Consider the following 26,212-nt stretch of genomic DNA (forward strand, 5'->3'; position numbering starts at 1 on the left):
ATGCATGGCGCACACAAAAATACCGGCCTTGCAGCCGGTATAGAACCATGAAATAGAAAATAATCACTACTCATTACATCCTGAGAAAACCCTGTACTTAGAAAAGATATTATTCTATTGAAACCTTGCACTGATACACATTCTTTACACCCGGTGCAGAAACACGAACCAAATAAATACCAGGTGCCCAACCGCTTTGGGTAGGAATGGTAATGGCTTGTTCTTTTGTCGCCATCTGCAGCTTTTGTACAGTCATTACTTCGCCCTGTACATTCAACAATTCCAATTTGTATTCACCAGCTTGTTTTAAGGAAAGGCTTGCCTGGATGTTATTGCCCTTCACAACAGGATTGGGATAAATTTTAATATCCTTTTTGAGGATGGAAGGCTTCCAGTTATTGATAATTTTCTTTTTTGGCTTTTTATGAACAACTGAAAAACCGCCCACTAATACCACATCGCCATAGATCATTGGAGATAATGATAATTTTATTTCCTGCAAATTTGTACTACTGTCTATCTTCAGCGTTTGTGTTTCATAACCAACATAAGAGACCGTTAATTCAACCGGTTCATTTTCATCAATCACCAATTTGAAGTTCCCCAATGAATCGGAAACCGTGCCTGTTGACCGGCCCTTTATGAAGATGCTGGCGCCGGCAAGTGGCTGTTTGTTCGTACTGTCAAGCACAACGCCCTTTAGTTCTCTATATACTACCGCTGTATCTTTTTCAACAACCGCCACGGTGCCCATTCTTGGTAACAGATCAGGCAATTGTACTTCAGGTTTTTTCTTCTTCACTGTTTTCACCTGTGCATTTGCTTCGGTGATCAGGAAGGTAGCCAGCATGATATTCCAGACATACGCCCAGGTAAATCTCTTTTTGATTGTCACTGGTTCCAGGTCCTTATTCAGTTGATCCTTTGCAAACCGGCCACAGGTATGCTGAGACGCTTTCGATAAATAATCCAGCAGCTCTTTATCGGTCATGCCACTAAAATCAACCACTGTTTTCTGGCACGATCCGCAAAAACGGCCCTGTTCAGTTGGCTTCATGTTATGCCAGTTCTCCTGGCAGGGTTCGGGTATTCGTATTTGTATAGCTTTTGACATAAGGCACTGTTTAATAATAGATGCTAAATAGTTTTAAATTCCATAAGAACGATCACCACTATGGTAGATGTAGCCGCTCAGATAATTACATACGGGTGACTCAAAAAAATGGCCACCTATGCCCAATGTAGCCGTCTTATTAAATACCTACGCTACTTACTGTATCTTTTGCTAATTTTAGCCGCCGGTGGCATTTATAAAGAACATACCAACCAATGAGTTACCAGATAAAGAGCTGGTTGCCGTATTCCGCACTTCCCGGAACATGGAAGTGCTGGCTGTTCTTTTTCAACGGTACATGGACCTCCTGTATGGCGTTTGCCTGAAGTACCTGAAACAGCCTGAAACGGCGAAGGACGCTGTTATGCAAATTTTTGAGGAACTGGTGGCCAAACTGCCCAAACACGAAGTGGACAATTTTAAAAGCTGGCTGTATACCCTGGCTAAAAACTACTGCCTCATGCAGTTACGTACACCGAAAAACCTGAAAACAACAGAATTTAATCCAGACAGTATGCAATTGGAAGAAGAAATGCATCTGAATGGCATACAGCTGAGGGAAGAGAACCTGCAAAAGCTGGAACGTTGTTTGGAAACCCTGTCAACAGAGCAAAAAAAATCGGTGGAATTGTTCTACCTGCAAAATAAGTGCTATAAAGAAATTGCTGAGGAAACCGGTATTGAATGGAATAAAGTTCGCAGCTTTATTCAGAACGGCCGGCGCAATTTGAAAATATGCATGGAAAAGGACATGAAAACGGAAGAATTGGAAATGGGAAATGAAAAATAAAGAATGAAAAAGTAAGAATACATCTGGCAAAATGCAATGAGCGATCATAAGGAACATATTACCCAGTATTCGGCAGCAGATCTCCAGCGATATGTGCAGGGGAAATTATCTGCCGCAGAAATGCATGCTATGGAAAAAGCGGCGCTGGATGATCCGTTCCTGGCCGATGCCATAGAAGGAATGCAACAGGCTTTTGCCGAACATGATGAAAGCCTGGTAACCGGCCAGCTGCAACAATTACAACAGCAGTTTCAAGCCCAAACCGCCCCTGCCGCCAAAGTAGTGGCGTTTAAGCCATTCCGGTACTGGCAGGCAGCTGCAGCCGCAGTGGTAGTGATAATAACCGGGGTATGGATCTATAGCCTGCTGTCTGATTCATCCTTACAAAAAAATAGTGCCCCGGTAATTGCTAAAACTGAAGAAAGGAAAATTCCGCAACAGGAATCAGCGCCTGTTTTACAGGAGCCGAAAGAAAGAACGCTGATCACCGATTCAGCACCGGCAAAAAGTGTTGAACCGAATATTAATAAATCCGCTGCGCCCACAAGAAGTTATCGCAACGCTCCCACAGATGACCAGGTTCTGGCCCAGGAAAAGAAACCAGCAACAGCTTCTGCCGCCACTGTACAAAACAAAGCTATCTTATCGTTCGGGAAAGCCGATACGGTTAAACAGGATAACGTTTCTGATTGGGAAAGATTAAAAGAAGCTGATAAAGACGCAGCGGTTGCAAAACAGGAAACAGCCGTACCCCCTGTAGCTTCAGCTGCCATGCCCGAACTTAAAAAGGCCAGAAAAGAATCGACCTATAATAATGTGTTCAAAGACCGGGAAACAGAACTGATAACGATTAAAACTAAAGATAGCCCTAAAAAAACAATAGGTGTTAGCAATGACCTTTCCGGTGTTATTAAAGGACAGGTAACTGACCAAAATAGTAACCCTATTGCCAATGCGTATCTGCAGATCCCCAAAAACAACAATAATTTCGTTACCGATAAAACCGGCTATTTTAAAATACCGGTATCCGATTCAGTAGTAGATGTGGCAGTTAATGTTTCAGGTTATGGCACCCAGAATTTCAGACTGGAAAACAATGCCACCATGAACCAGTTACAATTGCAGCCGGCCAATGCAGCCATTGCTTCAAATGAGGTGGCATATTATAAAGGAAACAGATATAAAGCCGCCATTGCCAATAAACTGCCCAACTATATTGTACACGATGCAGAACCAGCAAGCGGTTGGGTGGCATTTGATCAATATCTCGAAAAAAATAAGAAAGTAACTTTCAACAATAGTTCTTCTATCGGCCAGGTAATAGTTTCTTTTGACGTAAATAAAAAAGGTGAATTATCCGGTTTCAAAATAGAACAATCGCTCTCCAAAGCATGCGACGATGAAGCCATCCGGCTTATAATGCAAGGCCCGGGCTGGAAGTTATTGAAAAAAGTACGCAAAGCAAGGGTAACGGTGATCGTGCGATTTTAATGATCCGTTCATCCAACATTCTCCCTGTATCATTCTTTTATAGCTTACTTTCGCGCAAATTCATGAATGATGAAAAAGACATGTTTGATTGTATGCTTGCTTGCATTCGCTTTTGCTACCAACGCGCAATTAAAAACACCCGCTCCTTCCAGCACACAAACCATTAAACAGGAATTCGGTCTCGGTTCTATTGAATTATCGTACAGCCGCCCCGGAATGAAAGGCCGCAAAATATTTGGCGACCTGGTGCCTTTTGGCAAAGTATGGCGTACCGGTGCCAACAGCGCCACCACCCTTACCTTCGCCGACGAAGTGATCATTGGTGGTCAAAAAATACCTGCCGGCAAATACGGTTTATTAACCATTCCCAACAAAGATTCCTGGACCATCATCATCAGCAAACAATTGGATGTAACTCAACCTGCAGCCTACAAACAGGAAAGTGATGTGGTACGCGTTCAGGCAAAACCCATGGCAGTAAAAAATAAAGCGGAATCCTTCACCATGCAATTTGCCAATGTAAAATCAAACAGCATTGAATTGCATATGATGTGGGATCAAACCGATGTAACACTGCCCATCACCAATGATATCGATTCCAAAATAATGGCTCAGATCAGCGAGGCAATGAAAACAGCAGATGCTAAAACGCCTTATTTTAATGCAGCCATGTATTATATGGAAAATGGCAAAGACCTGAACAAAGCGCTGGAGTGGTTCAACAAATCAGTTGAGCAGAATCCCAAAGCATTCTGGGCATATTACCAACGCGCCAATTGCATGGCCAAACTGGGTAAAAAACAAGAAGCCATTGAATCGGCCAACAAATCAATTGAACTGGCCAAAGAAGAAAAAAACGATGATTATGTAGCCCTGAACCAAAAATTATTGGCTACACTTAAGTAATTCTTTTTCATATTTTTAGATGGGTCGTTCTGCAATGAGCGGCCCATTTTTTTTGGCTGGAATATAACAACGTCGTAAATTACGTAATCAATTACACAATTATTAAAAATGGACTTTTATAACAATGCCGGCAAAATGGCGCTCGGTAGCCGGTTGCGCCGGTTAAGTGATCAGATTACAGAAGATGCGGGCCAGGTTTACAAAATGTATAATGTAACCTTACAACCAAAATGGTTCCCGGTATTTCATGCTTTATCGCAGGGCACTGATAAAACTATCACCGCTATTGCGGAGGAGATCGGCCATTCGCACCCATCGGTAAGTACTATAATCAGGGAAATGGTAAAACAGGGAATTGTTATTGAAAAAAAGGACAAGCTGGATGGCCGTAAGAATGTTATAGGGCTTTCAAAAAAAGGAAAAGAGATCGTAAAAAATATTGCCCCGCAATACACCGATGTAACTGCGGCTATTGAAGCGGCACTGTCGCAAACTCACTACGACCTTTGGAAGGCCATTGAGGAATGGGAATTCTTATTAAACCAGAAGTCTTTATTGCGCAGGGTGCAGGAACAAAAAAAACTGCGCGAAAGCCAGGATGTGCAGATCGTAGATTATACCCCCGCTTATCAGGAAGCCTTCAAACAATTGAATGAAGAATGGATCTCAAAATATTTTAAAATGGAAGCGGCCGATCATAAAGCGCTGGACCATCCGCAAAAAAATATCATTGATAAAGGAGGATACATATTCGTAGCGCTGTATAACAACGAACCTGTTGGCGTATGCGCCCTGATAAAAATGGATGATCCCGATTATGAATATGAGTTGGCCAAGATGGCGGTATCGCCGGTAGCACAAGGTAAAAGCATTGGCTGGCTGCTGGGTAAAGCTGCCGCTGAAAAAGCCAAATCGCTGGGGGCGAAAAAGCTTTACCTCGAAAGCAATACTATTTTACAACCCGCTGTCAGTCTCTATTACAAATTAGGATTTCAGAAAGTGGTAAGAAGGGCAACGCCTTACGAGCGGTGTAATATTCAGATGGAGTTGGGGCTTGTTTAAAGGTTGATGAGTTGACCAGTTGATCAGTTGACGAGGAAGAAGGAGACTGGGGAATAAAGAAGGGGGTTGACAGGGTTGATAGAGTTGATGAAGTTGATAAGGGAAGGCAGCGACGGTTTATAGCCTACAGCTTATGGCTTTAAGCTGGTTTTCCTCTCTGCCTTCTGCCCTCTGCCTTTTGCCCATTGCTGATAGCTGTCTGAATTATTAAAGAACAACACCTGCGCCAATCCTGCAAAAACCAATACGCAAACAGCGCCAATTACATTCAACCATAAAAACGAAAGCAGATTAAAACTATAAACCACAATTACGGTTATTTCGGCCAGTATAGCGCCCGTAAAAACAGCATGCCCGCCTACCCTTTTCAGATAAAAGGCTACCAGGAAAATACCGAGGATGGTACCGTAAAACCAGGAACCGAGAATATTCACGGCTTCTATTAAACTATTGCCCAGGTTATAGCTGAACTGGGCTACCACAATACAAAACAGCCCCCAGATCAACGCATAGGTTTGCGACCAGCGATACTCCTGCAAAGGCGTAGACGTTTTTTTTCGAAGTCGTTTATGAAAATCCACCATCGTGCAGGATGCCAGAGCATGTAATGACGCTGCAATACTGCTCCACGATGCCAGAAAGATTATTGCAATGATAAGTCCCACCAGTCCGTTGGGTAAATAGTCACCTACAAACCGTAGAAAAATGTAATTGTTATCATTGCCTTCACTGTCAGGAATGGTTTTCTTTACAATATTCTGAATAGAATCGCGAACCAGTTGGGCCTGTTGCTGTTGTTCCTGTAACCGGGTGCGCAACTGGTCAACTGACGCCTTATTATCCTGTTGTAACGCAGTTCCCAATGCCGTTACGGTTTTTCTTTTTTCATCCTGTATCTGCTGGTATTGTTGGTCTGCAGCGGCAAACTCTTTGGCATTCACGCTTTGCTGCACGGTTCTTTCCTGTGCCAGGTTAAAATAAGCCGGCGCTTTATTGAACTGGTAAAAGGCAAATAAGAAAACACCAATAAGCAGAATACCAAATTGTAAAGGAACTTTTACCAGTCCGTTCATCAATAAGCCGATCTTGCTTTCCTGTTCGTTACGGGCTGTTAAATAACGGCCTACCTGGCTTTGATCGGTGCCGAAATAACTCAGCGCTAAAAAGAAACCACCAATCACCCCGCTCCAGATGTTGTACTTGTCTTTCCAGTCGAACCCTTTATCGGTAAAGCCTGTTGTAATTACATTCAACCGGCCCGATTTGCCGCCGATATGCAAAGCCTCCGTAATACCTATTCCCTGCGGCAACATTTTCAGCGCCCACCAGGCAGCAATGAACATGGCTGCATATATAATTATGAACTGCAATTGTTGGGTATAAGCTACCGCCTTGGCGCCACCGCTTACGGTATAAATGATCAACAGGCCGCCCATGAATAAATTCGTGAACGTAATATCCCACCCAAGCATACTATGCAATACAATGGCAGGGGCAACAATACTGATACCGGTTGATATACCCCGTGATAGCAGGAATAAAAATGAAGTAAGCAACCGGGTCTTTATATCAAACCGTTGCTCAAGGTATTCGTAGGCAGTAAATATTTTCAGCTTATGAAAAACGGGTACAAACGCAATACATACCACTACCATGGCAAATGGCAGCCCGAAATAATATTGTATAAACCGCATTCCATCGCTATATGCCTGACCGGGTGCAGTTAAAAATGTAACGGCGCTTGCCTGTGTACCCATGATGCTCAACAACACGATCCACCAGGGCATTTGCCGGTCGCTTAATAAATATCCTTCCAGGTTTTTTGACGTACGACTACGGTATACCCCATACACAATAATGAGTAGCAGAGTAAGCACAAGCACCGTCCAGTCTAACCGGGAAAAATTCATGCAAAATGTTTAGTGAACAAATAAAATAAAACTATCAGCAATAAGAGGAACCCGATCACCAGCCAGTACCAGTAACGCCACATACGAAACACGGGTATTTTTTCCTGTTCAACGGGTGACATATAAATTAATTTGACGGGTTATTTCTTTTTATTTGAAAAGATCATGACCACCATCATTACCAGTAATATCCCTAAAGCCAGTCCTATAGTTACTCTTTTGATCAGTTTGCCCAGAATTAGTCCAACTATAATAGCTACTATGAAAAACCATTCACGCTTTGATAATGAAGTCATCTAAAAACCCTTCTTTTTATTTAATGCAATAATATTGGCCAGCAGCCTGTATGCACCGGGCACACCAGCCGGCAATTCCCTAAAGAACACCAGACCGGTATACACAAATTTTCCTTTACCATAATTGGCAATGACCAGGCTGCCTTTCTGTTCTTTTTCATTCGGATCGGCCATTGACAGGGGTGTCTCATAAGCGGGGTCTAATTGTTCGGCAAAATAAATACCTCTTTCCTGTACCCAGTTTTCAAAATCTTTGGCGGTGATCTTATTAGGATAGTTTAACACTTCATGATTAGGTAATGTGAAGTTAACGGTTGCTTTTTCGTCAGTAACCCGGCCGCGTGAAACGGCAAAGGGATAAGGCCCTATGTTTGAAGTTACTGAACTTATATTGTTGGCAGTATTGTATTGAACGATGAGGTTACCCCCATTCTTTACATAATCCATCAATACATCATGCTTTCCGTCCAAATATTCGTGCACATTGTATGCGCGCACGCCGGTAATCACGGCATCGAACTGTTTTAATTGTAGTGGCGTAAGGTCTTTTTCATCAAGAACGGTCACCTCGTAGCCCATTGTGCGCAACGCAACGATAACCTTATCGCCAGCGCCTTCAATATAACCGATCTTTTTACCAACCGTCTTGATATCTATATTCAATACCTTGATGGCATCCTGGTAAAAATAATGGATATAAGGAATATGATCGTACCGGATATTGTTCAAATTCAAATAAGCCGGTTGTTCTTCTGAGCCGTTTTTCAATTCAACAAAGGCCTGTACAAAATCCTGTTCTTTCTCTTTCAGCATGCTGTTGTCGATGCTGAAAATATATTGGCGCTGCGTACCTGGCAACATATTAAAGCTACTATCGGTTTTGGTAGTGTTGCTGTTCGTGAGCCGTTTTGAGATGCGGGCTTTGTAGTCGGTAAATTTTTTATTGGCAGTTACGGTTATGGCAACCTCGGCCGCTTGTTTTTCCCCTTTTCTGAAAATAACGATACTGGGGTCTGTAGTTACGGTCGATGAAGGCACCACCACCAGCGGCTCGTACAACTCTCCTTTCACCGGATCGGTATGTTTGTACAGAACGGGTTTGGTAAAGGAGAAAATTTGTCCGGCAATAACCACGTCGAAGCGGGCCTGGTAAGACGCATCGTTCTGCGGCTTGCCTATCAATTGCTGGTCGTCAACAGTAAAGGAACCATCGCCCATTTTATGTTCCAGCCAGTATGGTTGTGAAATGGGCTTGGTGGTAAACACATAGAATGTTCTTTGCAGGTTTACATTCCGGTTTTTGTCAAGGCTCATATTCATGGTAGTGTCCAGCACATCGAGGTTGATCTTATTCAATTGTATGGGCACACCCAGGCGGTTATTGATGACTATGTTGATCTTTACAGAATCTCCTTCCACCGCCATTTCATTAGCGGTGCTGGCTTCCAGCCACAAGCCGCTGCATGCTTCTATCAGGCGTTGTACTTCTTCCATCTTCTGTTTCTTCCAGTAGCCATCTTTCAATGCCTGCAAAGATTTGTATAAATTCACCAGGGCAGGAACCGAGTTTTGCGGTTCCGCCAAAGAATAGTTCTTCAGTATTTCATCGATCTGCGCATCTATCGCAGCGCCGCCTTCCTCTTTTGACCAGCTTACATTAACGCCATCCATCAGGTCGTTTTGTACGGGCTCACCTTCTGTTAAGGTAAAATATTCCAATTGGGTGCCCCGGCTGCCTGGCACGCCAAAGCCCTGGCTTTTATGCATGCTGCGGCTTTCGGCAGCTATTTCGCCATAACTTTTTCCTACCAGCGCATTGTAACCACCTACATCTATTTTCAATTGATCGTTGCTGGTTGTATTAGTACTGCCAAAATTGAACGTGTTCCACATAATGCGTTTTACCTTCCAGGGTTGAACGCCATATTTGAATTGTTCGGGAAAGCGATTGGGATCGGCGGCTGCCTTGAAAGCTTCGTGGGCAATCACAGCAGAAGCAGAGTGATGTCCGTGACCGGCCCGACTGTCCTCGGGAAAACGGGTTATAATAATATCGGGTTGAAATTTGCGGATGATCCATACCGCATCGCTGAGCACTTTTTCCTTTCCCCATTTTTCCAGTGCTTCATCAGTGCTTTTACTGAACCCAAAATCAAAAGCGCGGCTGAAGAATTGTTCAGCGCCATCGGTCCGGCGGGCGGCCAGTAACTCCTGGGTGCGGATTAACCCCAGGTCAATGCCCTGTTCATCGCCAATAAGGTTTTGTCCGCCGTCACCACGGGTCAGCGATAAATAACCGGTGCGGTATAATCGTTCGCGGGCCAGCCAGGCCAGCAAACGGGTATTTTCATCATCAGGATGAGCTGCCATATACAGCACCGACCCTAATACCTTCAATTTTTTTAATTGCAGAAAAATATCGGCCGAAGTATAGAAAGGGGGCGTTTGTGCTGATACGGGTAATACATACAGCAATGCAAGCAATATCAGTAATCGCCCGGAGTAAAATTCATTCATTCTGAAAATTATTATTTTCTTTTTGGCCAGAATGGAACTTACCATGTCAACATTTTCATTGCATACATGCTATAATGAAAATTTTGACATGGAAGTTTCATTCGTTTAGTTTTGAGCTGAAACCGGGGGCAAAATAACATAATGCAGATGAGTGTGCCAATCCGCTGGTAAATTTTAACAAAGGTGAATGGTCAATCGTCAATGGTGAATGGTTTCCGCTCTATAAGCCACCGAAATTTTAATCCGGATCGCCCGAATTTTGATAACTCCGCAAAAAATAATGCTTTTACCAAACGGGAATTCATTCACCATTGACCATTCACGATTGACGACTACTGTCCCACCATAAACACCGCATTACTGAAAAGCAGTTTGCCATTTTCCCAGAAGCTTCTGAACAGCGGGTCATCGGCCAGGTAAATTACATTGCCCTGCCCCATTTCCTGCACTCCGAACAATAACCCGTCTTTCAGTTTATCTTTCAGCTTCGAGCCCACAAAACCTGCTACCTGGTTGTCTTTCCTGACTACGCCTACATTCCAGCCCATATCTTTGAAAAACTCGTAAATGGTGTTGTCCTGTTTGAGGGTATAATACGCATCATTGTAACCAAATGCCAGGGGATGAGAGTTATCCAGTTCCACTTTGTAGATGGAACCCGGATTGAATCCGGGAATAAAATCGCGCTCGCGGTTCTCATAGCGACGAAGCATGCTGTAATCATCCTTTTTGTCATCGGTTTTATCGCTTTTGTCATCATCACCCTTCTTCATTTTAATACCCCAGTCGGCGGCGGCCAGTTGCCCAACTGCACTTTCAATGGCTACCAGCCGGCCTCCATTGCTCACCCAGTCTTTCAGGGCATCATTCAACATCCGGTCTGCCAAAAAGCGATAATTACCATCGGGCAAAATGAGCACATCCAGCTCGCGCAGGATGTTCTTGCTTAAATCATTTGCCCAAATGATATTTATGGGATAATTGATCTGCGTATCGAAAAAGTGCCATACTTCACCCATGCTTAATGACGATACGCCTTCACCGGCCAGTAACCCGATCTTTGGGGCATGCATGCCGTGTACTTTTTCTGAACCAAAATCAAAACCTTTATCAACAAAAGAAGAAGAAACGGCTATATAACCAATACTGGCCTTCTGTGCGGCGGCACTGATAATTCCGCTCAATGAAGCACCCAGTGACTGGTTACTCGTGCGGGTTATAATAAGGGTACCTTTGTCAAAATCTTCATTGCCGGCTTTGAACGGTTGTTCGGCATAACGCACTTTTACTTTTTTCTGCAGAATGGCGCTCAGGAATTGTACACTGTTTAAACCGTTCCATCGAATAAGCCAGGCCACGCTATTCTCCCCATTCAACGCTTTTATTTTGGGTTTATCCAAATCAGTTGTTTTTCTAACGCCAGTCACATAGGTGCTTAATCCATAAGTAGTGAGGCCATATACAAAGGGAACCGACCAGGCGGTAATATCATAGGTAACCGAGTCGCTCAGGTGAGAATTCCGCTCAAAAAGAACTTTCAGCAGGTTGGCGTTGGGTTGATTGGCATTGATCACTATATCAAGACTATCCGTTTTTACGGTTCCTGATTTACCGGTAAAATAGTTGATGCCGGTATAACTGGCATTGACGGCCTTACACCATTCAATATTATTGCGGTTGAGCAATTGTTGCAGCCTTACTATCTTACAACCTTCATCTGCTTTTATAATATACGCTTTAAATTCACCGGGTGGTGTAGTGCGTGCTTTGTCGTAATATTTTTTAAATTCCTGCACCAGTTTTGTCGCATTTTGCGCCGAGACCTCAATGGTGCTCATACCAGTAGTGAAGTGATGGTACAGCCGATCCCACAAAGTAAGGGTATCGCCATCGCGGTTGATAACGGCGGCGCCGGCGCGGCTATGGCCCCCTTGTTCAAAGGTCATCCCAATACCGCCTCTGTATAAAGGATAGGTATCGCCATAACTGGGATAGAAAAGATCGAAGCGTTCTTTGGTAAAGAACAGCCAGCCATTCTGGTCAAAATAGTGAGCGTTGCTCTTCCCTATTATCGTTTGAAACTCGCGCTGCCAGGGCGTAATCACCTCATGATAGGGTTCTGCAGCCGGCGCAAAATAATAAGGATTGTTATACAGTTGTTCATGATAATCTACATGCACCTGCGGCAACCACATATTGTATTTTACAATGCGTTGCTGCGTTTCAACCTGTGTTTGCCAGGCCCAGTCGCGGTTCAGGTCAAAATAATAATGGTTGGACCTGCCGCCTGGCCAGGGTTCTGCATGTTCGCGGGTAAAAGATTGCGGATTGGGGGTTACGCCTACAACTGAGTTGAACCAGTTTACATACCTGTCGCGACCATCGGGGTTTATACAGGGATCTATGATAACCACGGTATGCTGCAGCCACTCTTTTGTTTTTGTATTGGCGGGGTTTACCAGTTCGTACAGGGTAAGCAGGGCCGCTTCGGATGAAGAAGTTTCATTGCCATGCACATTATAACTCAACCACACAATAGCCGGTCCTTTTTCATCGGGAGCCATTTTATCTGAGGTCATACCCGCCAGTCGCAGGTTGTTTTGCCTGATGTCCTCCAACCGCGCCAGGTTGCCGGGCGATGTTACATATGTTAATAAGAGGGGTCGCCCTTCATTGGTAGTTCCATATTGTTCCAGTTTTACCATTTCCGGGGCCGCTTCAGCTACCTGCCTGCAATAATTTACTATGTTAAAATGGGGTGTAAACCGGGAACCTAATTTGTAGCCAAGGAACTGATCGGGCGATTTTACCTGTGCAAAAGCCAAACCGGAGATGATCAAAAACAATGCTACGCAAGCAGGAACTTTCGTCATAATTGGAATAATGTACTGTGAAAGTAACTAAATCGGGGTTAAAAGAAAAAAGCACCTCACCGTAGTGAAATGCTTTTATTTTCTCATGTGACCACTAAGAGTTTATAAATAACACAAGAATTACTTGCGCTAGTGATCATTGTGATTGGGCAGATGTCACTACCTGACCTGTCTGCTGTTTATGGAAGCGTCTGCGTAAATATTAGTGTTGAAAATATCCCTGGCCTGTCTGAATAATATAAAGGATGCAAAAACCTGCAAAACACATGGGAGCTGAGATAACTGAGATACATGGAAGATTGCTATACGCCGTGAATAATTGCGTTTTCTCATAAGCTCATGTGGTTTGGTCGCCGTAAACAGTTTTTTGTTAGTGTTCTAAAATTAGAACATTTAACTCAATAATAAAAAAAACGGGTAGCTAATTTTGGTTTGTTAATTTTAGCTTCAACATTTTGTCAAATATGAAAGTCTATTTTTTATACACATTTCCGTTAGTACTGTTGTCCGTGGCCTGTTTCGGCCAGCGTTCTGCTACATCAGTACCAGTTAACCCATATGAATACACTATACAAAAAAAGATAACAGGTTCAACCGGTGCCGTTGTTTCGGCCCACCCGCTTGCCAGCGAAATTGGCGTTGCCATTATGAAACAAGGCGGTAATGCCATTGATGCCGCCATTGCCACCCAACTGGCCCTGGCCGTAGTCTATCCCGCTGCAGGGAATATTGGCGGTGGTGGTTTTACGGTTATCAGGCTGGCAAACGGTTCAAATGTCACCATCGATTACCGCGAAAAAGCATCGGATAAGGCATACCGTGATATGTACCTCGATAAACAGGGTAATGCCCAAACAGAATTAAGTCAGAATGGCCATTTATCATCAGGTGTTCCCGGCACTATTGCGGGTCTGTTCAACTGTTTGAAATACGCCAAACTGCCTTTTAAAAAGTTAATACAACCAGCCATTGACCTGGCAGAAAAGGGATTTGCAATTACCGAAGGAGAAGCCAGAAGTTTGAATAGCTACCAGGAGCTTTTTACCAAATACAATACCGTTACCCCAGTTTTTGTAAAACAGACCCGCTGGAAAGCCGGCGATACCCTGGTTCAGCATGACCTGGCCAATACACTAAAACGTATTCGCGATAAAGGCAAGGCGGGCTTTTACGAAGGAGAAACCGCCCGGCTTATTGTGGAAGAAATGAAACGCGCCAATGGGATCATTGCATATGAAGACCTGAAAAATTACGAAGCCAAAGAACGCGAACCGGTTGTTTTTGACTACAAAACATATAAAATAATTACTATGCCGCTGCCGAGCAGTGGAGGCGTTCTGTTACCACAAATGATGCATATGATTGAAGATAAGCCGGTGAAAGAATATGGATTTTTGTCGGCCCAGGCAGTGCAGTTAATGACAGAAATTGAACGCCGCGCCTATGCTGACCGTGCTAAATTTCTGGGAGATGTTGATTTTTACAAGGTGCCGGTAAAAAAACTCACCAGCAAAGCATACGCAGCAGAAAGAATGAAAGATTATAACCCGCAAACAGCCGGCACCAGTCAGGCAATTCAGGCTGGTATTATCCCAGAAAGCGAAGAAACCACGCACTTCAGCGTATGTGATAAGAACGGAAATGCCGTATCAGTGACCACTACCCTAAATGGTGGTTATGGAAGTAAGACCGTAGTGGGCGGAGCCGGCTTTTTGCTGAATAACGAAATGGACGATTTCAGTATAAAACCAGGCGTGCCCAATATGTACGGGGCAGTAGGCGCCGATGCCAATGCCATAGCTCCCGGCAAACGCATGCTCAGTTCCATGACACCCACTATTGTTTTAAAAAACAACAAACCCTATATAGTAGTTGGTACGCCGGGCGGCACCACTATAACCACCTCCGTGTTTCAAACGCTTGTTGATATGCTGGAATTTGATATGAACCCAGACGATGCGGTGAATAAACCCAAATTCCATCATCAATGGCTGCCCGACCAGATCGATGTAGAAGCAGCATTTCCACAGGCTGTACGGCAACAGTTACAACAAATGGGATACAAGGTTATTCAACGCGGTAATATTGGCCGTACTGAAGTAATAAAAATCGAAAACGGTCATATTGAGGCAGTGGCCGATAGCCGGGGCGATGACGCGGCTGCGGGTTATTGATTTGCTTATTTTTGTATTAAAATATTTGTATGGCCGGCACATTGGGAACTACATACCTGCAAACCGCCATCAGGCGGTTGTGCTATTATAAACTACTGGGTGAAAAAACTTTCGGGCAGTTAACAGATGCCGATTTTCATTACGCCCCTAATGAAGCATCAAACAGCATTGCCGTTATTATTCAACATGTGTCGGGCAATATGCTCAGCCGCTGGACCAACTTCCTTACTGAAGATGGGGAAAAGGCATGGCGAAACCGGGATGAAGAGTTCGGAGTGCACAATTACTCCAAACAGCAATTGCTGGAGTTGTGGGAAAAAGGCTGGCAATGCTTTTTGGATGCCCTTACCTCGCTTACAGGGGACGACCTGTTAAAAACCATTTACATTCGCAAAGAACCGTTACTGGTAATAGACGCCATCAATCGCCAACTGGCGCACTATCCTTACCACGTAGGACAGATCCTGTACATTGGTAAACAAATCAAAGACACCAACTGGCAAAGTTTGTCGATTGAAAAGGGTCAATCAGAAGCGTATAACAAAAGTGATGGCGTAAAGGATCCGGCGAAGAAGCAATAGGTACCAGTTCAAAATTGTACTGCATTAAGTTCACATTTTCATTGGTTTATACATCTATTTTTTGATCAACATCAATTAGCGCATATTCTACTTTGTTGTAATTTCATCCAACAAAACAAGAATCCGTATGCCTAATAATAAAGTCATTGTTGTAAAAGAAACACCAGTTACGATCATTGAAGCAAATCAGCAGGATTATATTTCTTTAACCGATATGGTTCGAAACATGGAGAGCGGTTCAGTTCTTGTAGAGAAATGGCTCCGCAATAAAAACACGATTGAGTTTATTGGTATTTGGGAAAGAATAAATAATCCAGATTTTAATTCCCTCGAATTCGGGGGAATTATGCAAGAAGCGGGGCTAAATCGGTTCACTTTGTCTGTGAAAAAATGGATAGAACGAACAAATGCAATTGGACTTGTTGCCAAAACCGGGCGCTTTAATAGTGGCACTTATGCCCACAAAGACATTGCCTTTGAATTTGGCAGCTGGCTCAGCGCCGAGTTTAAACTATATCTTATAAAAGAATTCCAACGCCTCAAAGACGAAGAGAACAAAACGCACCAGTTGGAATGGAATCTGCAGCGCACCCTGTCTAAAATAAACTACCGGATACATACTGATGCCATAAAAGAAACGCTGATCCCACCTCAACTCACCCGCCAGCAAACCGGAACTATTTATGCCAGCGAAGCCGATCTGTTAAATATGGCGCTGTTTGGAAAAACAGCTGCCGAATGGCGAAAAGAAAACCCTGGCCAATCAGGCAATATCAGGGACGAAGCGACCCTTGAACAGTTAGTTGTGCTCAGCAATCTCGAAAGCATTAATGCGGTGCTATTACGGCAGGACATCCCACAATCAAAACGATTACAACAACTCAATGAAATTGCTATCTCCCAAATAAGATCTTTGCTGGCAAACAATTCCATGAAAAAATTAAAGCAATAATTTACCCACTCCCCACTAGGAACCCAGCCCTTTTTTATCTACCTTACCGAGCCTGATCCGGTCGTATCTCCCCGACCTGTACCGCCCCATTTACCCTGTTTACCTTTTTTGAACCATTTAGCCCATTTTTCCGTTAAAAACCAACGAAATAACCAACCTTGCCATCCATTTTACGTATGTACAATACAGCAATTGACGCAACACACGTTCCTATGTATGTTAAATGCAGGGAAAAATTGTTTAAAAACAATTCATTGGTATTGATTTTGTGCCAATTAGAAAACGGTTTTATTACTTTTACATTTAATACGCTCCAACCCTGAGAAAGTTTTGGAAAATATCCCGGACCATTCTGCTGGTACTGATCGGCCTGATCATACTGGTATGGTTGTCCATTCAAACCACCCCGGTTCAAAACTGGTTGGTAAAACAGGTCACGGGTAAACTTTCTAAAAACCTCCATGCCACGGTTCGCATCAAACACGTTGATTTCGCCTTATTCAATAAAATGGTGCTGGAAGGCACCCTGGTGAACGACCAGCACAACGATACCCTGTTGTATGCCGGCGCCGTAAAAGTGAACCTTACCGATTGGTTCTTTTTGAAAGACCGGGTTGTGCTCAGTTATATCGGGCTCGAGAATGCGCTCATTCAGTTAAAACGCAGCGACAGCACCTGGAACTACGGCTTTCTGGCCGACTATTTCAGCAGCCCGCAAAAAAAGGAGCCTAAAAAGCAGGATAACATTGACCTCGACCTCGAAAAAGTAGAGTTCCGCAACGTTCAATTAAAGCAGCTGGATGGCTGGCGCGGGGAAAACATGACGCTGCAACTGGGCTCTATGGATGTGAATGCCGAGGAGATCAACCTGAAGAAACGGATAGCCCACATCAAAACCATCGATATCGACAAACCGGTTTTCGCCATTTACAACTACGATGGCAATCGGCCCGATTCGCTGCGCCCTAAGGACGACACCGCCGCCATCATAAACGACCCCAAACACCTGCGCTGGAACCCGGGCAACTGGGATATTGCCGTTACCCGCCTTACCATGAACAAGGGCACTTTCTCCAGCGATGTACATACTGACAGACAGCCCTATAAATATTTCGACGGTAACCACATTCTGTTTGCCGATATCAATGCCACTTTCGACAAAGTAGCGTTGAAACAGGATACCCTTACCACTATTTTACGGCTTTCAACCAAAGAACGCAGTGGGTTTGTTGTTAAAAAACTCGATGCCAGGGTTAAATGGCATCCGGAAGCCATGGAATTTGCCCGGCTCGATATTCAAACCAATCGAAGCCATTTGCAGAACTTCTTTGCCATGCGTTACGTCACCTTCGACGACATGAGCGACTTTACCGACAAAGTGCGCATGGATGGTGACATGACGAATGCCGTAATAAACAGTGATGATATTGCCTACTTTGCGCCCGAACTGCAAAACTGGAAAAAAGAGATCCGGCTAACCGGTAAAGTAAAAGGTACCGTTGAAAACCTGACGGCCCGCAAACTGGTTATTGAAGCCGGAAAGGATACCTACCTCAATGGAAATATCCGCCTGAACAGTATGACCAATTTCGATAAATTCTATATCGACTTTGAAGCAAATGAGTTTCGAACTACTTACCGTGATGCTGTCACGTTTATTCCTGATTTGAAAGACATACAACAACCGCGACTCGATAAACTCGAATTCCTGCGCTTCAAGGGTAATTTCACCGGCTTTATAAAAGACTTTGTAACCTTTGGTACCCTTGAAACCAAACTGGGTGTGGTGGTAACCGACGTAAACATGAAATTCCCCGACAATGCGCCAACCATTTACACGGGCGGCATTGAAACCAGGTCTTTTGCCCTGGGTGAATTTCTGGATGCGCCCCAGGTAGGAATCATCAACTTCAAAGGTTCGGTAAACGGTCATGGATTGAGATCATCTACCCTCAATGCCAAACTCGACGGCTTTATACGCTCGCTCGATGTAAATAATTACAACTACCAGAACATTGTAGTAAAAGGAACGGTGGCCAAACGCCTGTTCAATGGGGAAGTGATCAGTAATGATCCCAACTTAATGGCCCGCCTCAACGGATTGATCGACTTTAGCAAGCAGGTTCCTACTTTTAATTTCGATGCCGAAATAAGCAAAGCCGACCTGCATAATATAAAACTTACCAACGACAGTATTGAAGTAAAAGGTAAGTTCAGGATGAACTTTACCGGCAGTAATATCGACAACTTTCTGGGTACCGCCCGCATTTACGAAGCCTCCGTGCTGAAGAACAGCAAACCCATAGCCTTCGATTCACTGAGTATTGAATCGAAGGCTATGGGCACTAACAAAGTGATCACGGTGGTAAGTAATGAGTTTGATGGCGCGCTGGTAGGTGAATTCTCTATCAAAGACCTGCCCGATGCAGTGAGATCGTTCCTGAATAAATACTATCCCAGCTACGTTAAACCTTCGCACAAGGAACTGAAGAATGAGAACTTCAGCTTTGTTTTCACCACCAAAAAAGTGGATGAATACATGAGCTTTATCGATAAAAATCTTACCGGGTTCAACTACAGCACCGTTTCCGGTCGTATCAACAGCAAGGAAAACCTGCTCGATCTGAATGCAGAAGTGCCGCAGTTCGGTTATAAAAACATTCTTTTCTATAACCTGAACCTGAAAGGTGTCGGCAATTACGATACCCTGGCCCTCACGAGTTCTATCGCAGATGTGTACATCAACGATAGCCTCCATTTTCCCGGAACCGATTTGCGTGTACGGTCGGCAAACGATATGTCGGTGGTGCAATTAAAAACAGCCGCCAACCAAACACTTAACTCGGCCGACCTGGCAGCCCGGATGCAAACCATGCCTTCCGGGGTACGCATCACCTTCAATGAATCGAACTTCGACGTAAATGGTAAAAACTGGACCATTGAAAAGAATGGAGAGCTTGTATTGAGTAAGGAACTCGTATCGGCCGATGGCGTAAAGATTTACAATGGCCAGCAGGAAATACTGGTAACCACTCATCCTTCTGACGAAGGCAACACCAACGATATAAAAGTTGAGCTTACCAAGGTGAACATTGGTGACTTTGCTCCTTATGTAGTGCCCGATAATCGCCTCGAAGGGTTGTTGACCGCCGATGTAGACATCATTGACCCCTTTGGCAAACTGCTGGTCGACATGCATGGCGATGCCGAACAGTTCCGGCTCGATAACGACTCCATTGGTAAGTTGAAATTAACGGCCAGCTATAGTAAACGCACCGGCAAAGTGAACTTTGGCACGCTTTCAGAAAACGATAAATACAATTTCGATGTTAAAGGCTTGTACGATCTGTCAGATTCAGCCAGTACAGCCCCATTGGATATAACGAGCAACTTCAGGGACACAAAGATCAACCTGCTCGATAAATACCTGAACGATGTATTTACCAATCTGAGTGGATATGCTACCGGCCAGCTGCGCATTGTGGGCCCGCCCAACAACCTGAAATACCTCGGCCGCATGCAACTGCGCGATGGGGAATTGCGGGTGATCTATACTAACGTATTGTACAAAATACCATCGGCGGTTTTTGATTTTAAAGATGGCGCCATCGACTTTGGCTCATTTGCCTTTAAAGATGAATTTGGCAATACCGGCCATATTTCCAAAGGCGTTTTACATCACCAGGCCTTTGATGACCTGTATTTTGATTTTGCCTTCAGCACCAATAAACTCCTTGTGTTGAACACCAACAACACCAGCAAAGACCCGTTCTTTGGAACCTTGTTTGCAAAAGCCAATGCCACTTTTACCGGCCCGTTGGAAGACATGAAGCTGGATGTTCACGGCGAACCTGCTGATAGTTCCAAACTGTTTATTCGTTCCCAAACCGGCCGGGAAAGCGGACAGGCTAACTTCATAGTGTGGAAACAGTATGGTACCGAAATGAAAGCCGTTCATAGTGCAGAAGAAAGCAACCTCACGGTATCACTGGATGTAACGGCAAACAACCTTGCCAATATGTATGTGATCATCGATGAGCTAACCGGCGATATCATCCAGGCCAACGGACATGGAAACCTTAAAATGGAAGCCAGCACCGATGGCGATTTTAAGATCAATGGCGTATATAATATTGACAGGGGTAATTATAATTTCAACTTTCAATCCCTGCTGCGCAAGCCATTCAAGTTACAGGAGAATACCGGTAACTATATTCAATGGAAAGGCGATCCCTACGATGCCAATATCAAGATCGTTGCAGAATATGAAGCAAATGATGTACGCTTCAGCGATCTGGCAACAGATGCCGTTACCATTGCCAATTCCAATGTTCGCAAATCGCGCGGTAAGGTAATTGTGGAAACCATGCTTACCAAAAGCCTGATGAAGCCTGATATTGCGTTCGACATTCAGCTGCCACCCAACAGTCCGTTAAAAGACGACCCGGATGCCCAGGCTATTTTGCAACTCATCAGGCGCGACGAAAATGAGTTGAACAAACAGGTAGCCTTCCTGATCGTATTCAACAGCTTTGGGCCCGTATCATCAGCCAGCAACCAGAGCGCCTTGGGCAACAACATTTTCAGCGGCGTGGTGGTGAACAGTATCTCCGGTGTACTTTCCAGCACACTGAGCAAACAGTTTTCCAACATCTTCCAGAAACTGTTTAACGATAAAAGCATTAAGGTAAACTTCAACGCCCAGCTGTACAACGGTTCAAACCTGGTGGACAATATCGACCGCAGCAAACTGAACATCGACCGAACCAACCTCAACTTCAATATTGGCAAAAGCTTTTTAAACGAACGGCTCACGTTCACATTCGGTAGCGCCGTTGACTTTGGTTTATCCGCACAACAGGTGCAGGCCACCAAAAATCTGCAGTTCCTGCCCGATATTTCAGCCGACTGGAAAATACGGCAGGATGGCAAGCTCGTGCTCACCTTCTTTTACCGCGACTCCTACAACTATCTTTCCGGTACGGGCGCCCGCCAAAACCGTTCCGGCGCCAGTATCAGCTATCGCCGCGACTTTGAACGCCTGAGCGATCTGTGGCGTGCCGACAGAAAGAAAAAGCTCAGGGTACCGATCGTTAATGACACTTCCCGCGCAGACACCGGTTCCAATTAAGATCAACAAAATAAAAATGCCATCCCGGTTCATCGGAATGGCACTTATAAAATGGCGCATTAAATTCAGCAAGTAAAAATTAATAGGGCATTCGCCATATCCTTATCAACTTGTCAACCCTATCAACTATTTTTCAGGATCTCGTGACCGAGTTTATCTCTTTTGGTAGTAAGATACTTTTCGTTATGCGGATTGGGTACTACTTCAATAGGCACCGCTTCTACAATTTCCAACCCATAACCCAGCAAACCGGCGCGTTTTCTTGGATTGTTGCTAAGCAAACGCAATTTGCTTATACCCAGGTAACGTAATATCTGGGCGCCAATACCATAATCGCGTTTATCCATGGGGAAGCCCAGGTGCAGGTTGGCTTCCACCGTATCAAAACCGCTTTCCTGCAATTTGTAAGCTTTTAGTTTATTCACCAGGCCAATACCTCTTCCCTCCTGGTTCATATATAAGATAACGCCTTTACCTTCTTTTTCAACCTGCTCCATGGCAGCGTGCAGTTGTTCGCCACAATCGCAACGCATGGAACCCAGAATATCACCCGTAAAACAGGATGAGTGCACCCGAACCAGCACTGGCTCGTCCTTCTGCCACTCCCCTTTTATCAGGGCCAGGTGTTCGTTGGTGGTGCCCTTCTCATTAAAGGCAATCAGTTTAAAGTTGCCAAATTTGGTAGGCATATCAACCCGTACAATTTCTTCAATCAGCGAATCCGTTTTCAACCGGTATTCGATCAGATCTTTTATGGAGATCAGTTTCAGGTCAAATTTTTTGGCAATTTCTTCCAGCTCAGGCAGGCGGGCCATAGAGCCATCATCGTTCATGATCTCAACCAGCACGCTCGCAGGTTTAAAACCGGCCAGTCGGGCCAGGTCGTTGCCAGCCTCGGTATGGCCAGCCCGGCGTAAAACGCCGCCTCTTTTAGCCCGCAGGGGAAATATATGTCCCGGACGGCCCAGGTCTTCGGGTTTGGTATTGGGATCAATCAATGCCTGGATGGTTTTTGACCGGTCGTGGGCAGAAATACCAGAAGTACAGCCATGCCCCAGCAGATCTACGGACACAGTAAAGGCCGTTTCGTGCAGGGCGGTATTATTATTAACCATCAGATCGAGTTGTAATTCCGCGCAGCGGTCCTCCTCCAGCGGAGCACAAATAAGGCCCCGACCGTATTTACTCATAAAATTCACTACCTCAGGGGTCACATTTTCCGCGGCGGTCAAAAAATCGCCCTCGTTTTCACGGTCTTCGTCATCCACAACAATTACCAGTTTACCATTTTTTATATCCTCTATGGCACTTTCTATGGAATCCAACATGTTATCAAAATTTCGGCAAAGTTAACTAAAACAGGGAAGCAAACAGTCCGGGCCAATGAGCAGGAAAAGGCCGCCAATAAACCGGCCACACCTTAACCAATGCTTATAATTACCTGATTATTTGCTTTCTATGACAGATATATAACGAACCAGTTATTGAATTGTTCATTTAATCTGGCGCTCATACTTCTTTACGGCCTACCACCCTTCCGGGTTGCCTGCCCAAAACTCCCCTATTTTATTTATTTGACGTTTAACCTTCATGCAGCCTTTTAAATAATCCAATTGCCTCTATATCATACAGAAATGCTTTGATGACATTAAAAGAGACAAAGCCGTTCAGGTATTTCAGTACAGTTCAGGGATAGCTGTTAGCGTTAATAATCTGTGCACTGCTTTTGATGAAAGGTTCATGCGTTGATTTTAATTTCTGCTACATTTGCTGCACCGATCATTCAACTATCCCACCAGTATACTTTTCGACCCCCTCCAAAATCTACTACAATTTTTTACCCGTACCATCTGGACTATTGATCACCCAAAATCAAACGTCGACTATATGAGAAGTTTTATGGCTTTTTTATTTACCCTGTTATTACTGGGTTCCGGAATAGGGAATGGGTATACACAGGTAACTACCAGCAGCATGACAGGCACCGTTAAATCGAGCATGGGAGAACCACTGGTAGGCGCTACGGTAGTACTACGTCACGAGCCAACCGGTTCGGTATTTACTACTATTACCAGAACCGGGGGTGTTTTTGATTTGAATAACCTGCCGCCCGGCGGGCCTTACAATGTAACCATTACCTATGTTGGCTACAGCCCTTACAAAAAAGGCGATATAAATATACCATTGGGTGAAAAGTTCGACCTGCAACCCGAAATGTCTGATAAGGAAATGAGCTCGGTAATTGTTACTGCAGGCCGCCGGGGCGTTACGGAAAAAACCGGCGCCTCTACCAACATCAGTAACCGGTTGGTGCAAAACATGCCAAACGTTGGGCGCAGTTTAACCAACCTCACCCGCGTAACCCCGCAAAGCAATGGAAACAGTTTTGCAGGTATGAACAACCGGTTCAATAACATTACCATCGATGGTTCGCTGTTCAACAACAATTTTGGCCGCAGCGGCGATGGCCTGGTGCCCGGTGGCGCCACCTCTGCCATCTCCATCGATGCCATTGACCAGGTTCAGGTGAATATTGCACCTTACGATGTTCGCCAGACTGGTTTTGTAGGCGGCGGCATCAACGCTGTAACCAGAAGAGGTACCAACAACTGGTATGGAACCGTTTATGGTTATTACCGTAACCAGGATTTCAATGGTAAAAAAGTAAAGGGAACTGATGTAGCCAATGCTGAGCGTTCTACCAAAATTTACGGTGCCAGTATTGGTGGTCCTATTATTAAAGACAAACTGTTTTTCTTTGCCAACTTTGAATCAGAAAAAAGGACCCAGCCTGGCCAAACTTATGTTGCCAAAACAGATGTAAATGATAAAAACCCTAACGCCACTTCTGTACTGGCCAGCGACCTCGACGCGGTTAGAAACTACGTAAAAAGTGCTTATACTTTTGACCCGGGTGAGTATCAGGGTTACAATTTTAAAACCGACAATAAAAAATTTCTGGCCCGGATTGACTGGAATATAACCAATCAACATCGCTTAACCCTTCGCTATACCAACTCAGAAACCAATGACGATGATATGGTGAATGCAGCAAGCGTAACTGGTGTCACCGCTAACCGCATCAATAACAGCCGCCGCGGTGGTTCAACCGGAGGAATGGCTTACACCGGCACCAACTTCAAGAACAATGTGAAAGTATGGTCAGGTGTAATGGAATTGAACTCCACCTTCAACAGCAGTTGGAGCAACCAGTTAATTGCCTCTTATACCAGCAATAACCTGGTACGTATTCCCAACATCAATGAACCGTTTGTAGATATTATGCGCGACCCCAATAATGTGTATATCTCCCTGGGAACCGACCTGTTCTCCTATAAGAATGAAATAGAAGATAAAGCGTTTAACATAGCCAATAACGTTACCTACAACCTGGGCAAGCATACCTTCACGGGTGGTGTCAGCTTCGACGCCATGAAGTTTGCCAACTCCTTCACCAGTGCCGGTGGCCCTGCTTATTACCGGTATAATTCGTTGAATGATTTTTTGACCGATAAAGCGCCTGCAGTATTTGCAGTGGCTTACGACCCCACCAATCCGAAGGGGATAAAAGTGCCACAAGCCAAATTTTCGCAGCTGGGTTTTTATGTACAGGACCTGTATACCATCACCAATAAATTAAAAATCACCTACGGTTTGCGTATGGATCTTCCCATGTATCCTTACACCCCACCCAGCAATCCAAAGCTGGCGCAGCAGGTATTTAAAGACGAGAACGGCCAGAATGAACAATTTGACGTTAGCAAGTGGCCCGATCAAAAACCACTTTGGTCACCGCGCTTAGGCTTTACGTACGATGTAAAAGGAAATAAATCGTGGGTTGTACGTGGCGGAACCGGCATCTTTACCGGCCGCATTCCCTTTATCTGGTTAGTGAACCAGGTGGGTGACGATGGCGTTGTCCGTGCTTTATACCAACCAACAGCACCGGCGGTTCTGGCTACCATCCATTATAACACAGACAGAACAACCTATATTCCCACCAATCCACCATCGGTAGGCGACACCATTCTACCCAATTCATCATTTAGTGCAGCTGCCAAAGATTTTAAAATGCCGCAGGTATGGCGCTCGAACCTGGCCGTTGATAAACGTTTTGCCAATAATTTTACCGCCACGTTCGAAGCTATATATACGAAACAGCTGAACAACGTGTATTTCCGAAATGCCAATCTGGGTCCCCAAAACGGTACGCTGAATAACGGAGTTGATCAGCGGCCTGTATTCAATAATGCCGCGGCGGCAAGACCCGTTCCGGCAGCTAGTCAGATGATCGTTATGGATAACATAAACAAAGGTTACAGTCTTGCATTAACTGCCCAGTTGCAAAAATCTTTCGCCAATCACTGGGAAGCTGGTATTGCTTACACTTATACCCTGGCTAAAGAAGTAGCAAT

At 44.5% G+C, this 26,212-nt stretch carries 15 protein-coding genes; 9 read left to right on the plus strand and 6 right to left on the minus strand.

What is annotated here, in order from left to right; genetic code table 11:
* Positions 1-109: 109 nt before the first annotated feature.
* Positions 110-1,114: a carboxypeptidase-like regulatory domain-containing protein gene (locus tag ACJ751_RS24480; RefSeq protein ID WP_407748159.1), complete on the minus strand. Its 1,005-nt coding sequence runs from the start codon at positions 1,112-1,114 to the stop codon at positions 110-112.
* A gap of 187 nt (positions 1,115-1,301) precedes the next feature.
* On the opposite strand from ACJ751_RS24480, the gene ACJ751_RS24485 reads away from it, so the two are divergent.
* From ACJ751_RS24485 to ACJ751_RS24500, 4 genes are all read left to right on the plus strand, one after another.
* Positions 1,302-1,904, plus strand: a complete 603-nt coding sequence (locus ACJ751_RS24485; RefSeq protein ID WP_407748160.1) for an RNA polymerase sigma factor — start codon at positions 1,302-1,304, stop codon at positions 1,902-1,904.
* A gap of 36 nt (positions 1,905-1,940) precedes the next feature.
* A complete protein-coding gene (locus tag ACJ751_RS24490; RefSeq protein ID WP_407748161.1) occupies positions 1,941-3,395 on the plus strand; it encodes a carboxypeptidase-like regulatory domain-containing protein in 1,455 nt (484 codons plus the stop codon).
* Between the two features lie 69 nt (positions 3,396-3,464).
* A complete protein-coding gene (locus tag ACJ751_RS24495) occupies positions 3,465-4,301 on the plus strand; it encodes a DUF2911 domain-containing protein (protein WP_407748162.1) in 837 nt (278 codons plus the stop codon).
* 108 nt (positions 4,302-4,409) lie between these two features.
* Complete coding sequence (locus ACJ751_RS24500) at positions 4,410-5,363, plus strand: GNAT family N-acetyltransferase (RefSeq protein ID WP_407748163.1); 954 nt, start codon at positions 4,410-4,412, stop codon at positions 5,361-5,363.
* A gap of 131 nt (positions 5,364-5,494) precedes the next feature.
* Here the strand turns inward: ACJ751_RS24500 and ACJ751_RS24505 are convergent, their stop codons facing one another.
* The 4 genes from ACJ751_RS24505 to ACJ751_RS24520 form a co-directional block, all read right to left on the minus strand.
* Positions 5,495-7,273 carry a sodium:solute symporter gene (locus ACJ751_RS24505; protein WP_407748164.1) on the minus strand — a complete coding sequence of 593 codons (1,779 nt, stop codon included), beginning with the start codon at positions 7,271-7,273 and terminating at the stop codon, positions 5,495-5,497.
* Positions 7,270-7,395, minus strand: coding sequence for a hypothetical protein (locus ACJ751_RS24510; RefSeq protein ID WP_407748165.1), 126 nt, complete (start codon positions 7,393-7,395; stop codon positions 7,270-7,272). Before ACJ751_RS24510 ends, ACJ751_RS24505 begins: the two co-directional genes overlap by 4 nt.
* 174 nt (positions 7,396-7,569) lie before the next feature.
* On the minus strand, positions 7,570-10,131 hold the full coding sequence (locus tag ACJ751_RS24515) for a PIG-L family deacetylase (RefSeq protein ID WP_407748166.1): 2,562 nt from the start codon (positions 10,129-10,131) through the stop codon (positions 7,570-7,572).
* A gap of 287 nt (positions 10,132-10,418) precedes the next feature.
* Positions 10,419-12,959, minus strand: coding sequence for a M14 metallopeptidase family protein (locus ACJ751_RS24520; RefSeq protein WP_407748167.1), 2,541 nt, complete (start codon positions 12,957-12,959; stop codon positions 10,419-10,421).
* A 464-nt stretch (positions 12,960-13,423) separates the two neighbouring features.
* Here ACJ751_RS24520 and ggt point away from each other — a divergent pair, with 464 nt between their 5' ends.
* The 4 genes from ggt (at position 13,424) to ACJ751_RS24540 (ending at position 21,797) form a co-directional block, all read left to right on the plus strand.
* On the plus strand, positions 13,424-15,133 hold the full coding sequence (gene ggt / locus ACJ751_RS24525; RefSeq protein ID WP_407748168.1) for a gamma-glutamyltransferase: 1,710 nt from the start codon (positions 13,424-13,426) through the stop codon (positions 15,131-15,133).
* Positions 15,134-15,162: 29 nt separating this feature from the next.
* Positions 15,163-15,714, plus strand: coding sequence for a DUF1572 family protein (locus tag ACJ751_RS24530; protein WP_407748169.1), 552 nt, complete (start codon positions 15,163-15,165; stop codon positions 15,712-15,714).
* Between the two features lie 127 nt (positions 15,715-15,841).
* Entirely contained in the window at positions 15,842-16,666 is an 825-nt protein-coding gene (locus ACJ751_RS24535) for a KilA-N domain-containing protein (RefSeq protein ID WP_407748170.1), read from the plus strand.
* Positions 16,667-17,054: 388 nt separating this feature from the next.
* Entirely contained in the window at positions 17,055-21,797 is a 4,743-nt protein-coding gene (locus tag ACJ751_RS24540; RefSeq protein WP_407748171.1) for a translocation/assembly module TamB domain-containing protein, read from the plus strand.
* A 122-nt stretch (positions 21,798-21,919) separates the two neighbouring features.
* On the opposite strand, the gene ACJ751_RS24545 is transcribed toward ACJ751_RS24540, so the two are convergent.
* Positions 21,920-23,125 (minus strand): bifunctional 3,4-dihydroxy-2-butanone-4-phosphate synthase/GTP cyclohydrolase II, encoded by a 1,206-nt coding sequence (locus ACJ751_RS24545; protein WP_407748172.1) that lies wholly within the window; start codon positions 23,123-23,125, stop codon positions 21,920-21,922.
* A 559-nt stretch (positions 23,126-23,684) separates the two neighbouring features.
* Here ACJ751_RS24545 and ACJ751_RS24550 point away from each other — a divergent pair.
* A partial coding sequence (locus ACJ751_RS24550) for a carboxypeptidase regulatory-like domain-containing protein (protein ID WP_407748173.1) occupies positions 23,685-26,212 on the plus strand: 2,528 nt, incomplete at its 3' end.

The organism is Niastella sp. (assembly GCF_045805085.1).
In the GTDB taxonomy this organism is placed as follows: Bacteria; Bacteroidota; Bacteroidia; order Chitinophagales; family Chitinophagaceae; genus Niastella.

Coding starts and splice junctions, on each gene's coding strand:
- ACJ751_RS24480 (WP_407748159.1), bottom strand. CDS start 1,114: ATGTCAAAAGCTATACAAATACGAATACCCGAACCCTGCCAGGAGAAC.
- ACJ751_RS24490 (WP_407748161.1), top strand. CDS start 1,941: ATGAGCGATCATAAGGAACATATTACCCAGTATTCGGCAGCAGATCTC.
- ACJ751_RS24495 (WP_407748162.1), top strand. CDS start 3,465: ATGAAAAAGACATGTTTGATTGTATGCTTGCTTGCATTCGCTTTTGCT.
- ACJ751_RS24500 (WP_407748163.1), top strand. CDS start 4,410: ATGGACTTTTATAACAATGCCGGCAAAATGGCGCTCGGTAGCCGGTTG.
- ACJ751_RS24505 (WP_407748164.1), bottom strand. CDS start 7,273: ATGAATTTTTCCCGGTTAGACTGGACGGTGCTTGTGCTTACTCTGCTA.
- ACJ751_RS24510 (WP_407748165.1), bottom strand. CDS start 7,395: ATGTCACCCGTTGAACAGGAAAAAATACCCGTGTTTCGTATGTGGCGT.
- ACJ751_RS24515 (WP_407748166.1), bottom strand. CDS start 10,131: ATGGTAAGTTCCATTCTGGCCAAAAAGAAAATAATAATTTTCAGAATG.
- ACJ751_RS24520 (WP_407748167.1), bottom strand. CDS start 12,959: ATGACGAAAGTTCCTGCTTGCGTAGCATTGTTTTTGATCATCTCCGGT.
- ggt (WP_407748168.1), top strand. CDS start 13,424: ATGAAAGTCTATTTTTTATACACATTTCCGTTAGTACTGTTGTCCGTG.
- ACJ751_RS24530 (WP_407748169.1), top strand. CDS start 15,163: ATGGCCGGCACATTGGGAACTACATACCTGCAAACCGCCATCAGGCGG.
- ACJ751_RS24535 (WP_407748170.1), top strand. CDS start 15,842: ATGCCTAATAATAAAGTCATTGTTGTAAAAGAAACACCAGTTACGATC.
- ACJ751_RS24545 (WP_407748172.1), bottom strand. CDS start 23,125: ATGTTGGATTCCATAGAAAGTGCCATAGAGGATATAAAAAATGGTAAA.